The organism is Sphingomonas bacterium (assembly GCF_028289855.1).
GTDB lineage: Bacteria > Pseudomonadota > Alphaproteobacteria > Sphingomonadales > Sphingomonadaceae > Sphingomonas.
This window is the reverse complement of the sequence record NZ_JAQGKZ010000094.1, coordinates 16,497-28,513: the sequence shown is the minus strand read 5'-3', so window position 1 is coordinate 28,513 and position 12,017 is coordinate 16,497. Positions and strand designations below refer to the sequence as shown.

13 protein-coding genes and 1 pseudogene are annotated in these 12,017 nt (G+C 66.7%); 7 read left to right on the top strand and 7 right to left on the bottom strand.

From position 1 onward, the window contains the following. A partial coding sequence (locus JWM94_RS10965; protein ID WP_299426465.1) for a molybdopterin molybdotransferase MoeA occupies positions 1-658 on the bottom strand: 658 nt, incomplete at its 3' end. Positions 659-729: 71 nt separating this feature from the next. Between JWM94_RS10965 and JWM94_RS10960 the strand changes: the two genes are divergently transcribed. Both JWM94_RS10960 and JWM94_RS10955 read left to right on the top strand, forming a co-directional pair. Beyond that, on the top strand, positions 730-1,143 hold the full coding sequence (locus JWM94_RS10960; RefSeq protein ID WP_299426462.1) for a hypothetical protein: 414 nt from the start codon (positions 730-732) through the stop codon (positions 1,141-1,143). 20 nt (positions 1,144-1,163) lie between these two features. Next, positions 1,164-1,808, top strand: coding sequence for a hypothetical protein (locus JWM94_RS10955; protein WP_299426460.1), 645 nt, complete (start codon positions 1,164-1,166; stop codon positions 1,806-1,808). Here JWM94_RS10955 and moaC read toward each other — a convergent pair. The 4 genes and pseudogenes from moaC to JWM94_RS10935 all read right to left on the bottom strand — a co-directional run. Beyond that, positions 1,805-2,275 carry a cyclic pyranopterin monophosphate synthase MoaC gene (gene moaC / locus JWM94_RS10950; protein WP_299426458.1) on the bottom strand — a complete coding sequence of 157 codons (471 nt, stop codon included), beginning with the start codon at positions 2,273-2,275 and terminating at the stop codon, positions 1,805-1,807. The two genes, JWM94_RS10955 and moaC, sit on opposite strands and share 4 nt — an antisense overlap. Continuing rightward, positions 2,268-3,056 carry an indole-3-glycerol phosphate synthase TrpC gene (trpC, locus tag JWM94_RS10945; protein ID WP_299426456.1) on the bottom strand — a complete coding sequence of 263 codons (789 nt, stop codon included), beginning with the start codon at positions 3,054-3,056 and terminating at the stop codon, positions 2,268-2,270. The genes moaC and trpC overlap by 8 nt, the downstream gene beginning before the upstream one ends. Beyond that, positions 3,053-4,048, bottom strand: coding sequence for an anthranilate phosphoribosyltransferase (trpD, locus tag JWM94_RS10940; protein ID WP_299426454.1), 996 nt, complete (start codon positions 4,046-4,048; stop codon positions 3,053-3,055). The genes trpC and trpD overlap by 4 nt, the downstream gene beginning before the upstream one ends. Positions 4,049-4,182: 134 nt before the next feature. Further along, a pseudogene (locus JWM94_RS10935) lies at positions 4,183-4,746 on the bottom strand (aminodeoxychorismate/anthranilate synthase component II); the annotation flags it as partial. Between the two features lie 135 nt (positions 4,747-4,881). Here JWM94_RS10935 and JWM94_RS10930 point away from each other — a divergent pair. Further along, positions 4,882-5,304, top strand: coding sequence for a hypothetical protein (locus JWM94_RS10930; RefSeq protein WP_299426452.1), 423 nt, complete (start codon positions 4,882-4,884; stop codon positions 5,302-5,304). A gap of 108 nt (positions 5,305-5,412) precedes the next feature. Here the strand turns inward: JWM94_RS10930 and JWM94_RS10925 are convergent, their stop codons facing one another. Both JWM94_RS10925 and JWM94_RS10920 read right to left on the bottom strand, forming a co-directional pair. Then, complete coding sequence (locus JWM94_RS10925) at positions 5,413-6,921, bottom strand: anthranilate synthase component I family protein (RefSeq protein WP_299426450.1); 1,509 nt, start codon at positions 6,919-6,921, stop codon at positions 5,413-5,415. 7 nt (positions 6,922-6,928) lie between these two features. Then, positions 6,929-8,905, bottom strand: a complete 1,977-nt coding sequence (locus tag JWM94_RS10920; RefSeq protein ID WP_299426448.1) for a peptidylprolyl isomerase — start codon at positions 8,903-8,905, stop codon at positions 6,929-6,931. Between the two features lie 122 nt (positions 8,906-9,027). Here JWM94_RS10920 and tpiA point away from each other — a divergent pair, with 122 nt between their 5' ends. From tpiA to JWM94_RS10900, 4 genes are all read left to right on the top strand, one after another. Next, positions 9,028-9,780 carry a triose-phosphate isomerase gene (gene tpiA, locus JWM94_RS10915; RefSeq protein WP_299426445.1) on the top strand — a complete coding sequence of 251 codons (753 nt, stop codon included), beginning with the start codon at positions 9,028-9,030 and terminating at the stop codon, positions 9,778-9,780. 2 nt (positions 9,781-9,782) lie between these two features. After that, the gene (locus JWM94_RS10910) at positions 9,783-10,322 is read left to right on the top strand and encodes a cupin domain-containing protein (protein WP_299426443.1); all 540 of its coding nucleotides are present in this window, start codon (positions 9,783-9,785) and stop codon (positions 10,320-10,322) included. Positions 10,323-10,450: 128 nt separating this feature from the next. Then, a complete protein-coding gene (locus tag JWM94_RS10905) occupies positions 10,451-10,750 on the top strand; it encodes a CU044_2847 family protein (RefSeq protein WP_299426440.1) in 300 nt (99 codons plus the stop codon). A gap of 78 nt (positions 10,751-10,828) precedes the next feature. Beyond that, positions 10,829-12,007: a S8/S53 family peptidase gene (locus tag JWM94_RS10900; RefSeq protein WP_299426437.1), complete on the top strand. Its 1,179-nt coding sequence runs from the start codon at positions 10,829-10,831 to the stop codon at positions 12,005-12,007. Positions 12,008-12,017: the final 10 nt, after the last annotated feature.

Sequence of the window (12,017 nt, the reverse complement as noted above, 5' to 3'; positions counted from 1 at the left end):
GGTCGATCACCTCGACCGGCCAGCCGGCAAGCATCGCCGCGAGCATCGCGCCGTTCGATTCGGGCAGCTGGTCGTCGCGCAGCGGCATGCCCGGCCGCACTAGCTCGTCGCCGGTGCCGGCGATCGCGACGACGATGCGGCGGCGCACGGGGAGCGTCGCATGCCCACCGATCGCCGCGACCGCGAGCCGCGCGGGCGTGATGCGCTCGCCGGCGGCGATCAGCACCTCGCCCTGGTGGAAGTCGAGGCCGCGCGGACGAACGTTGCCGCCCCGGCGCCTCGGCCCCTCGCCAGCCAGGCGGATCTCGTCGCGCTGCGCATCGGCTTCCTCCTGGACGAGCACGCTGTCTGCACCGCCGGGCAGCGCCGCGCCGGTGAAGATGCGCGCGGTCTCGCCCGCGCCGACCGTGCCGGCAAAGGCGCGGCCGGCGGCGCTTTCGCCGACCAGGCGGAATGGGCCGGGCAGATCGGCGAAGCGGATCGCATAGCCGTCCATCGCCGACACGTCCGCCGCGGGTTGTGAGCGCTTCGCGACGATCGGCTCGGCCGCCCAGCGGCCGGCCGCGTCGATGAGGGGTACGGTTTCGGCGGGCAGGCGCGGTGCCATCGCGAACAACCGCGATTGCGCTTCGGCGACGGGCAAGAGGGCGGATGGCATCGCCCGCTCATGCCACAGCCGCGTCGCTCTGCGACAGTGTTTCGTGTACGAGCGCGCCGAGGGGGCGGCAGATGCGCTTTTTCCGATGGCTGTGGGGGGTGTCCGGAACGGCGTGGAAATATTCCGCGACCCAAAATCGCTGGGCCAGCAATTACGGCACGTTGTGGACGTTCGTCTTCCTGCTGTTCTTCATCTTTTTCGCGGTCGCGTGGATATTCGGATATCCGCCATCGGACGTTAGCGCCTGGCTCACCGCGAATTCCGCGATCTGGCTGTGGATCGCCGACTGGCTGTGGCGTATATTCTGGGGCGTGGTGCTGCTCGTTTGCGGGCTGGTCGTGTTCGGCGTCATGATGGAATTCTTCGGCAAGCGGGCCGATGACGCGAACGACATACCGCGCGACATCAAGGGCGGGTCGTGCATGTTCGTCGCGGTGGTGATGGTCGGCTATATCGCCTGGATCGCGATGACGATGACCGACTAAGGCACGAGGGAGAGGGCGGGATGCTGAAAGCGTTGATCATGGCGGGGCTGATCGCGACCGCTGCCGCCCCGACGCCCGATCTCCATCCGGCAAAGCTGATCGGCGATTATGACGGCGGGCAGATGGAAATGGCGGTCGGCCTGTCGCTCAAGGCCAACGGGCGGTTCGAATACGGATTGTCTTACGGCGCGCTTGATGAGGAAGCGGCCGGAACGTGGGCCGCGAACGGCAATCAGGTGCTGCTGACCAGCGATCCGGTGACGCCGCCGCGCTTCAGCGTGATCGGGCAGAAGCCCGCAGCGGCAGGGGCATTGCGGATTACGCTCGATTTGCCGGGGCAGATCAACCGCCAATTGTTCGATGCGCACGTCCTGCTCGCCGACGGGCGCACGGTCGATCAGCAACTCGGGGACGACGGAGTCTCGATCCCCTTCGCCGCCGGCAACCCGCCGGTCAAGATCGCGCTGTCGTTCGATGTGTTCGAGCTGGCGAGCGATCCGGTGACGATCGATCCGGCCAGGGGATATGAAATCGACTTTCGGTTCGACCCCAACGATCTGGGCAAAGTCGATTTCAAGGCAACCCCGCTCAAGCGGGCGGGGGACGATCTGCTGCTCGAGCGATACGGGCGCTCGATCCGGTTTCGGCGGGTGGCGAAGCGCTAAGGCGCCCGCCAATCGCCCGATTTGCCGCCGCTCTTTTCGAGCAACCTGACGCCGCCAACCGTCATGCCCTTATCCAGTGCCTTGGCCATGTCGTAGACCGTCAGCAACGCCACCGAGACGGCGGTCATCGCTTCCATCTCGACGCCGGTCTTGCCGGTGGTGGTGACGGTAGCGGTCACGGTGACGCCGGTGTCGTCGGGCGCCAGGTCGATCGCGACGCTGGTGATCGGTAGCGGGTGGCATAGCGGGATCAGCTCGCTGGTGCGCTTGGCCGCCATGATGCCCGCGACGCGCGCAACGGCCAGGACGTCGCCCTTGGCGACCTTGGCGTCGCGGATCGCGGATGCGGCTTCGGCCGACATCGCGATGCGGCCCTCGGCGATGGCGCGGCGGGTGGTGTCGGGTTTGGCCGACACATCGACCATCCGCGCGGCGCCGGTGTCGTCGAGATGGGTGAGGTCAACCACCGAGCAATTCCTTCGTCGCCGCCTCTATGTCATCTGCGCGCATCAGTGCCTCGCCGACCAAAAAGCAGTTTATCCCGCGGGTCCGCATCGCGTCGAGGTCGGCGCGGCCGGTCAGCCCGCTTTCGGCGACGAAGGTGCAACCCGCCGGCGCCTTGCCGACCAGCTCGTAGGTGCGGTCGAAGCTGACGGTGAAATCGCGCAGGTCGCGATTGTTGACCCCGATCAGGCGTGACTCGAGCTTGAGCGCGCGGTTGAGTTCGCGCTCATCGTGCACCTCGACCAGCACGTCGAGCCGGCAGTCGATCGCCGCCGCTTCGATCTCCGCCATGCGCGTGTCGTCGAGCGCCGCAACGATGATCAGGATCGCGTCCGCCCCAAGCGCGCGGCTTTCGTGCGCCTGCCACGGGTCGATCATGAAATCCTTGCGCAGCAGCGGCAGCGGCACGGTGTCGTGGATCAGCGCGAGATAATCGTCGGACCCTTGAAAATATTGCTCGTCGGTCAGCACCGAGAGGCACGTCGCACCACCGCGCTGATAGGCGCGGGCGTGCGCCGGCGGGTCGAAATCTTCGCGGATCACGACCTTGGACGGGCTGGCCTTCTTGATCTCGGCGATGAGAGCGGGACCAGTCTTCGCCTTTTTGTCGAGCGCCTTCCTGAACCCGCGCGGGGTGTCGCGGCGTGCGATCATCGCCTCCAGGCTGGCGAGCGACGTGGTCGCTTTCTTCGCGGCGACTTCGGCGCGCTTGGTCTCGAGGATGCGGTCGAGGATAGTGCTCATGCGTACGCGATCCAGCAGTCGAGCAAGGCGTTGGCCAGCCCGCGGTCGAGCGTCTCGGCGGCTTCCTCGGCGCCCTCCTGCAAGCTCTCGACATGCCCCGCGACGACGAATGCGGCGGCGGCGTTGAGCAGCACCGCATCACGATATGCGCCGTGTTCGCCCTTGAGAAGGCGTCGTAGCGCCGCGGCGTTATAGGCGGGATCGCCGCCATGAATCGCGGCGATCGGGTGGCGCGGCAAGCCGGCATCTTCCGGGGCGATCCGGTCGGGTAGAGATAACTGACCCACGCTCATCGCGACGGTCGGCCCCGCGCCCGATACTTCGTCGAGCCCTTCCTCGCCCGACACGATCAGCCCCGCCTCGGTGCCGAGCGCGCCGAGCGCCTCGGCATAGGTGCCGACATAATCGGGCCGCGCGATGCCGATCAGCTGGCGCGTGACATGCGCGGGATTGGCGAGCGGGCCCATCAGGTTGAAGATCGTGCGCTTGCCGATGCGGCGGCGGATCGGCGTGATGCGCTTCATCGCCGGGTGGTGGTTGGCGGCGAACAGGAAGCAGATGCCGAGGTCGTTGAGCGTCGCCTGCGCCAGCGCGCCGGCGCGTTCCATGTCGAGGCCCAATGCCTCCAGCGTGTCTGCCGCGCCCGCCTTGCTGGAGGCGGCGCGGTTGCCGTGCTTGGCGACCGGGACACCGGAAGCGGCGACCACGAGGCTGACCGCGGTCGAGACGTTGAGCGTGTGGTGCCCGTCGCCGCCGGTGCCGCATACGTCGATCGCGCCGACGGGGGCGTCGATCGGGATCAGCCGGTCGCGGAGCGCGCGCGCGGCCTCGGCGATCTCGATGCTGGTTTCGCCGCGGTCGGACAGCGCGATCAGGAAATCGGCGATCGCGTCCTCGCTGGTGCGCGCGTCGAGGATATCGGCGAACGCCTGCCGCGCGGATTCGTGCGACAGGGGCGAGGAGGGGTCGGGGAGGGGGGAGAAGGTCGTCACAATTCCTCCCCGGCACGGGGAGGGGAACCATCCGCAGGATGGTGGAGGGGGGCCGCCGCGAGTGGGGCGCCCGTGACCGGGCCCCCTCCACCCCCGGCTGCGCCGGCCGTCCCCCTCCCCATCCCGGGGAGGATCAAGCCCGCAATCTCGAGAAAATTGGCGAGCAAAGCGTGGCCATGCTCGGTCGCGATGCTCTCCGGATGAAACTGCACGCCGTGGATCGGCAAGTCGCGGTGGCGGAAGCCCATGACGAACCCGTCATCGGCGGTCGCGTTGACGATCAGCGTATCCGGCACACCCTCCACTACCAGCGAGTGATAGCGCGTCGCGCGGAACGGTGAGGGCAGGCCGGCGAACACGCCGCTGCCGTCATGGCCGATCGCCGACGTCTTGCCGTGCATCAGCCCGCCGCGCACCACGCTTCCCCCGAAATGCTGGCCGATCGCCTGGTGGCCCAGGCACACGCCAAGCAACGGGCGTCCTGTCTCGGCGCACGCCGCGACCAGATCGAGGCTGATCCCCGCTTCGTTCGGCGTGCACGGGCCGGGCGAAATCAGGAACGCCTCGGCCTTGCTCGCCAGCGCGTCGGCCGCCGTCAGCGCGTCGTTGCGCACGACCTTCACTTCCTGGCCCAGCTCCATCAGGTAATGGACCAGGTTCCAGGTGAAGCTGTCGTAATTGTCGATAACCAGGATCATCGCCGCCCCGCTAGCGTGTCCGCGCACGCGCGACAATCGGCCCCGCGCCCTCGTTTCGCCGCGTTTCGGCTGGAATGATACGGGATCGATCCTATCTCGGGCGCGTTGATAGGACGCAACAAAAGGTCGCACACCATGCTCCGTACCGCTTTCGCCGCCCTGGCGCTGCTCGCGCTCCCCGTAACCGCGATCGCGCAGGACAAGCAGGCCGAGACCGGCCAACCGCCCAAACGCATCAAGTCGGTGACGATCTCGGCGACCGAAACTTGCCCGCCCTCGACCGGCGACGAGATCATCGTCTGCACTAAGGTCGATAATCCGTATCGCATCCCCAAGGAGCTGCGCGACAGCGGGCCGATCAAGCCGAGCAACCAGGCGTGGACCAACCGCGTCGCGTCCGACGAGCAGACCAGCCGCGAGGCGGCCGGGCTCCCCGATACCTGCTCGCCGGTCGGTACCGGTGGCCAGACCGGATGCGCGCGCGCGCTGGCGCGGCAGTTCAAGGCCGACAAACGCGCCAAGGGCACCAATGAGGATCCTAACGCGCCGGTACAGTAGGCCGGATTGACATCAACGCTTCCCCGGCGAAGGCCGGGGCCCAGTTGTGGACGGCTCGCTACTGGGCCCCGGCCTACGCCGGGGAAGCGTGTGTTCCTTGGCGTCAGTTCACTGCCCGAACCGGGCATCTTTCGCGCGCGCCACGGCCTCACGCGCCGCCGCTAACAACGCTCCAGCTTTGGCCTCGCACTCGCGTTGTTCGTATTCTGGGGTCGAATCGGCGACGATACCGGCCCCAGCTTGAACGTGCATGACGCCGTCCTTCACCACGGCGGTACGCAGCACGATGCACGAATCCATCGATCCGTCGGGCGAGAAATAGCCGACGCCGCCGGCATAGGCGCCGCGCGCTTCGGGTTCGAGCTCGGCGATGATCTCGCAGGCGCGGACCTTGGGTGCCCCCGATACCGTGCCCGCCGGAAAGCCGCCGAACAGCGCGTCGAGCGCGTCCTTTCCGGCATCCAGCTCGGCAACCACGTTCGACACAATGTGCATGACGTGGCTGTACATCTCGACCGTGTAGCTGTCGGTCACGCGCACGCTGCCGGGCGCGGCGACGCGGCCGGCATCGTTGCGGCCGAGATCGAGCAGCATGAGATGCTCGGCGCGTTCCTTGGGGTCGTCGAGCAACGAGGCGCGGTTGGCCTCGTCCTCGCTGGCAGTGGCCCCGCGCGGTCGCGTCCCGGCGATCGGCCGGATCGTGACCTCGCCATCGCGGACGCGGACGAGGATTTCGGGACTGGACCCCGACAGCGCGAAATCGGGCAGGTCGAGGAAATAGAGGAAGGGCGAAGGATTGATCCGCCGCAGTGCGCGATAAAGCTCGAACGGCGGCAACGCGAACGGCGCGGTGAAGCGTTGCGCGAGCACCACCTGAAACACGTCGCCCGCGGCGATATAGCCCTTCGCCTTGAGCACCATCGACCGATACGCCCCGTCGGGCAGGACGGGGGTGAGAACGGGCTCGGCCAGATCGGCGCGTGGCGCCGGTGCCACGGCGGCGCTGGCCAGCCGTGCTGCGACCGCGTCGATCCGCTCCTCGGCCAGTTCGACCGCGCGGTCGGGCGCCAGACCGGAATCCGGCCAGAGCGGCGCGACGAGGAACAATTGGTCGGCTAGCCGGTCGAAGATCAGCACCACGGTCGGCCGCACGAACACCATGTCGGGCAGGCCAAGCCCGTTGTCCGCGGCGCGCGGCAGATGCTCGACCAGCCCGACCGTCTCATAGCCGAAATAGCCGACCAGGCAGGCGAGCGCGCGGGGCAATTCGGGCGGGACCGCATCCATCCGGCAGGAGGCGACCAGATCGCGAAACGCCGCCAGCGTCGGCTGCCCGGCGGGCACGAACGCCGCACGGTCGGTCAGCCAATGGCGGTTGATCTCGGCTCGGTCACCGGTCGCGCGGAACACCAGGTCGGGCGCCAGCCCCAACAGGCTGTGCCGCCCGCGCACCGCGCCGCCCTCGACCGATTCGAGCAGGAAATCGCCGCGGCCGGCCACGATCAGCTTGAGCGCCGCGGCGACTGGCGTTTCGGTGTCGGCGATCTGGCGGCGCCACACCAGAGCGGGGCGCCCGGCGGCGAGCGCGCTCAGCGCCGGTGCGACCCCCTCGACCACGGCGGCATTACTGGCCGTCGGCCGTGCCGTTTTGGCCCAGCAATTCGGCGCGCAACGCGGCGATCGCGGCGTCGTTGCGCTTGACGCCCACTTGGTCGCGGACCGCGTGGACGAATTGCTGGGTGTATTCGTCGCCGACCGTGCCTGCCAGATCGCTGCGCATCTTGGCGACGATATCGGCCTTGCCGCGCGCGTCGCCGCGTTCGATCGTGTCGGCGACGACGACGAACCAGCCGCCCTTGAACGGCGCCTGCAGGATCTTCGCGGTGCCCTGCGCCATGCTGAACATCAGGATCGTCGGTGGCGCCTGTTTGGATGTGAACAATTGCCCGCGATTGGCCGAAATCGGCTTGGTCCCGTCGAACCTGATTCCGGTGTCGGCCAGCGCCTTGGCGAGCGGCGTGCCCTTGTTGACCTTGTCCATCACCCCCGTCGCGACGGTCCGCGCCTGGCGCAATTGCCGATCGACCAGGAAGTTCTTTTTCACCTCGTCGATCACCGCCGCGATCGGGCGCGGGGCGGCGGGCAGGACCTTGTCGAGCTTGACGAGCGCGAAGCTGCCGTCCTTGTCGGTCGGGGCGAGTTGGGGGTTGTCGTCGGGCTCGGCCTGGAATGCCACCGCGCTCAATGCCGTACGGAGCGGGTCGGGCGTCGCCGGGGGCGGAGTCTTGGCGTCGGGATCGTTGCCCTGTGCGTCGAGTGCGGGCGACGATTGCAGCGTCAGCCCAAGCCGCTTGGCGATCTCGTCGATCGTCGCGTTGTTGGTGATCGCATCGCTGATCTGCGCGCGCAGCGCGGTGGCGGCGAGCCCGAGCTTCTGCTCGGTCACGGCCTTGACCAGGTCGGGCTTGGCTTCGGCGAGCGACTTGCCGGGGATCTTGTTGATCTTTTCGAGATGGATCACCGCCCAGCCGAGCGACGTCTTGACCGGGCCAACCACCGCGCCGCTCGCTGCCGAGAACACCTGATCGGCGATCGCCGGGGAGGTCTGGCCGGCATAGGCCGCCTTGGTCTGGTCGGCGAGCAGCCCGGCGTCGAGCCCGACCGCCTTGGCCGCGGCGTCGATCGCGGTCCCGCCGCGAACCTTCGCCGCCAGCGCATCGGCGCTCTTTTGGTCGAGCAGGATGACCTGGCGGATCGACCGCGTCTCGCTCGGCGCGAACTTCGCGGCATTGTCCTGATAGGCCTTGGCGATTTCGGCATCGGTCGGTGTCGCCTTGGCGCGCAGATCGGCGATCGCGACCGTGGCATAGCGTACCGAGCGGCGTTCGGGCACGGTGTAGCGCGCGATGTTGCGCTTGTAATAATCGGCGGCTTCCGCGTCGGTCACCGGGGCCCCTTCGGGTATCTTTTTGGTGTCGATGAACGCGACCGTGCCGGTGCGCTTTTCGAGCAGCATCGAGGCATAGGGCGTCGCGATCGATACCGGCGCCAGCGGACGGCCGAACGATTCCGGCGTCAGCGGCCCGATCAGCAAGCGCGCCATCACGTTGCGCGCAATCTCCGCGTGCATCTCGCTGTCGCTCAGCCGTTGCTGCTGGAGGAACGCTTTGTACAGCGACGGGTCGAACTTGCCGTCGAGTCCCTTGAATTGCGGCTGAGAAGTCAGTTCGCTGTCGGCCAGCGCCTTGCCCACGCGCATGCCCTGGCTGTCGCCGAACTGCTCCAGGGCGAGCGTATTGATGCGGTTTTCGAAGGGCTGGTCGAACCCGCCCTTGGTGACGAATTCCTCCATCGTCAGCGTCGGATATTGCTGACGGTACATCGCGACCATCCGTTCGGTATCGGCCTTGACCTCGCTCGCGGTGATCGTCTGCTTGCCGATCGAAACCAGCGTCGAGCTGCTCGCGCCGCCGTTCAGCGCGGTCGATCGCAACCCGGTGACGTCGCCGAGGCCGAAAGCGAGCGCGATGACACCCAGCACGACGAACGTGATGATGAGGCCGACGCGCGAATTCATGAAACCGCGGAAAATAGTAAGCATGGGGGCCGATCGATTGGGAAGAAACCAGCGGCTGCTTTAGGGGCGGGCGGGCCGTGCATCAAGCGCGACGCTTGCCTGGCGCGGTCCGCGCGCTATCGCGGACAAAACATCGGGAGGATCGTGTGGCACGGCGCAAGCTGATCGCGGGCAATTGGAAGATGAATGGCGATCTTGCCGCGCTGGCCGAACTCGACGCCATCGCTGCGGCGGCAATCGCCGCGCCCGGCGTCGATGTCGCGGTGGCGGTGCCGGCAACGTTGATCGCGCCGGCGCATGCCCGGGTGCCGGGGCTCGCGATCGGCGCGGAGGACGTTCACGCCGCCGACAAGGGCGCGCATACCGGCTGCATATCGGCGGCAATGGCGCGCGAGGCGGGGGCCAGCTTCACGATCGTCGGCCACAGCGAACGCCGCGCCGACAATCATGAAACCGACGCCGATGTGAAGGCCAAGGCTGAGGCCGCGCACCGGGGCGGGATCACGGCGATCCTGTGCGTCGGCGAAACGCTCGACCAGCGCGATGCGGGCGACGCGGAAGAAGTGGTGACCGCGCAACTCGCCGCCTCGTTGCCCGACGGCGCGGCGGCGGAGTGGCTGTCGATCGCGTACGAGCCGGTCTGGGCGATCGGCACCGGGCGCACTCCAACGGTGGCAGACGTGGCGGCGATGCACGGCGCGATCCGGGCGAAATTGCGCGCGATCGTTGGTGCAGAGGCGGACGCGATGCGCTTGCTCTATGGCGGCTCGGTGACGCCGGACAATGCCGCCGAATTGCTCGGCGCAGGCGATGTCGACGGCGCGCTGGTCGGCGGTGCCAGCCTGACCGCCGCCAAGTTCGTGCCGATCATCGAGGCTGCTGCCAAGCTGGGAGAATGACGATGGATCCATTGCCAGCACCGCGCCGCGTGCTGACCGCGATCGACGGGGAGGGGCGCTCCTACATCGCCGAGGACGGCCCGAGTCCGGCCGAGTTCGTGCTGCCCGGATCGACCTATCGCAGCACCAACATGTGGCGCACCGCCGCCGGTCCAAGCGCGATCGACGCGCCAGACGATATCGCCGAGCATCGCGGCGTTCTCCCGCCCCAAGGTGGCACGGTCATCCGCGTGATCGATTTCCCGCCGATCGGCGACGCAACGCCCGAAGAACGCGCCGCAATGGTAAAGGCGGCGTTCGCCGCGCTCTATCCCGACGCCGTGCACCATGCCGACAGCGATCGATCGCCGAGCATGCACACCACCGACACGATCGATTATGCGATCGTGCTGCAGGGTGAGGTCGTCGCGGTGATGGACCGCGACGAAACCGTGCTGAAGACCGGCGACATATTGATCCAGCGCGGCACCGCGCACGGCTGGGACAATCGCAGCGACGCGATGTGCCGGGTCGCGTTCGTGCTGATCGGTGCGGCGCGGTAGGTAGAATGTATCCGATCGTCACTGCGGTCAGATGCGCGCATTATAAAAGTCCAATCTGACCTGAATTCTTCTTGCATCGACCCGACGTGGTAATAGCTTTGGACCCCAACGACGCGGGGGAACGGAAGATGACGGATCAAGAACAGGTCGTTTTCTATGTTCAGGTCGATCCGCAAACGCGCGGTTTTGCCCTCGAGGGCAATTCCGAGCGATTTGTCGAGGCAACGCAACAGACTCTTCAGAACGTGGTGGGCGTCGTTAAGGACAGTTGCGAGGCGTTTATCCAAAAGATCGAGGGCTTGCCCAGCAAACCCAAGGAACTTGCGCTGGAATTTGGCGTCGATGTCAGCGGCGAAGCGGGTATTCCGTTCGTTACCAAGGGATCGATCGGCGCGAATTTCAAGATCACTCTTACCTGGAAATGGTAGCGTGAGATGGACTGTTTCGCCCCCGGGAGGGTAGTCGTCGCCCCAGCATATCACGGCATAGCGGAGGTCGAAGCCTCGTTGGCCGAACAAATCGGCATGCCGTTTTCGATCGATTACGGGGTTGACGACATCCTGAATAGATATGCCGAACGGAGACGGCGTCGGGATGGCGGGAGGGAGCCGGCCAGATCGTCCTGGAAGCAGCCCTTGCCGTTGATCGGCCGGGTTGCCGAAGGAGCCGAAGAGGAAGCGGCAAACCGTCTTTCACGGCTGAAACCCGTCGTCGCGGCGTGTCCGGATTATCAGGTACGCCCGGCGGCGTCGATCGATCTGAACCTCGCGGAAATCCAGACCTTGGCGGCGTCGATTGGCGCCAGTCCCGCGGCGCACATCTGTGGCAGCGGCGTCGTGGTGGGCATATTGGATACCGGGATCGACCCCGCGCATTTGACACCTCCGGCCGGTATATTTCCGGTCCAGTTTAACGTTAAGGACCCGGCGGATCATGGCGCCCCGCCGGTCGATCGGGACGGGCACGGCACGTTGGTCGCCGCGATCATCCGCTACATCGCACCCGCAGCCGAACTTGTATCGGTTCAGGTCACGGACGGTACCGCTACGGTCAGCGACATTCTTGCGGGCCTGTATCTCGCGGCGGACAATGGCTGCGATATCATCAATATGAGTTTCAGCGTCAGTTGCGACCCCGACGTGTGTGACGTGTGTCGCCGGCCCGGACCGGCATCGACAACCATTCCGCAACTGGCGTTCTTTTTCGATCGGTTCCGGCACGACAACCCTGAATGCGTTTTGATCGCGGCAGCCGGAAATCGCGCCGGCGCCTATGATCCGCATGTTGCGATGCCCGCCACCTTCAATGGCGTTTTCGCGGTCGGCCAATGGGGCGAAAACGGAGGCGGTCCGGCCGAGAATTCGCGATACCGGCACGTTCCCAGCGATCGCTACATATTAGCCCCTGGCGGATCGGCGGCGGCGGCCAGCGCGCTTGCAACCCGGCCCGGCCATAGCAAGGCGCAGGCGATGTTTGGCACGTCTTTTTCGACCGCCTTCGTTTCAGGTGTGGTCGCGCGCTATCTTTGCGCGCGTTCGGGCGGGCCATGCGAATCCGGTGAACCGGCCGCGACGGCCTCGACGTTCGATTATGTCAGGCACAAGCTGGCCGCTTGCAGCGATACGAACTGGGCCGATTTCGATCCCCAGAAGCACGGCTTGGGATCACTGCGTTACACCGTATAGGAATTTCCGG

What these genes read in the sequence shown, in the direction of transcription:
- JWM94_RS10920 (WP_299426448.1), bottom strand. Translation starts at nt 8,905, where the DNA reads ATGCTTACTATTTTCCGCGGTTTCATGAATTCGCGCGTCGGCCTCATC.
- JWM94_RS10910 (WP_299426443.1), top strand. Translation starts at nt 9,783, where the DNA reads ATGGATCCATTGCCAGCACCGCGCCGCGTGCTGACCGCGATCGACGGG.
- JWM94_RS10960 (WP_299426462.1), top strand. Translation starts at nt 730, where the DNA reads ATGCGCTTTTTCCGATGGCTGTGGGGGGTGTCCGGAACGGCGTGGAAA.
- JWM94_RS10905 (WP_299426440.1), top strand. Translation starts at nt 10,451, where the DNA reads ATGACGGATCAAGAACAGGTCGTTTTCTATGTTCAGGTCGATCCGCAA.
- trpC (WP_299426456.1), bottom strand. Translation starts at nt 3,056, where the DNA reads ATGAGCACTATCCTCGACCGCATCCTCGAGACCAAGCGCGCCGAAGTC.
- JWM94_RS10955 (WP_299426460.1), top strand. Translation starts at nt 1,164, where the DNA reads ATGCTGAAAGCGTTGATCATGGCGGGGCTGATCGCGACCGCTGCCGCC.
- JWM94_RS10930 (WP_299426452.1), top strand. Translation starts at nt 4,882, where the DNA reads ATGCTCCGTACCGCTTTCGCCGCCCTGGCGCTGCTCGCGCTCCCCGTA.